The organism is Thermococcus sp. CX2, assembly GCF_012027555.1.
GTDB lineage: Archaea > Methanobacteriota_B > Thermococci > Thermococcales > Thermococcaceae > Thermococcus.
In genome coordinates this window covers 1-242 of the sequence record NZ_SNUQ01000021.1, presented here as the reverse complement: position 1 = coordinate 242, position 242 = coordinate 1, and the positions used below count along the sequence as shown (strand labels likewise).

The 242-nt window shown below is 57.0% G+C and carries 1 protein-coding gene; it reads right to left on the bottom strand.

Annotated elements, in window-relative coordinates; all coding sequences use genetic code 11:
* Positions 1 to 19: 19 nt before the first annotated feature.
* On the bottom strand, positions 20 to 242 hold a 223-nt coding region (locus tag E3E23_RS10030; protein WP_240920794.1), incomplete at its 5' end, for an LPXTG cell wall anchor domain-containing protein.

The window sequence follows — 242 nt, the reverse complement described above, 5'->3', positions numbered from 1 at the left end:
AAGAAGGGAAAGAACGAAATCACTTCTTCTTGGTGAAGTACCAGGCCGCGCCGGCGATGATGATTATCACAAGGCCGACGACGACGTAGGTGGTGGTGCTGGTTCCGCTCGGAGTGGTGGTCGTGGTCTTGGTGATGTCCTCGAGGCTTATACCTGACATCTTCTGGATGACGATGGCGAGGTCATCGACGTGGTCCTTGGTGAGGAGGTCGAGCCAGAGGACACCCTCAGCACCGCTGCTG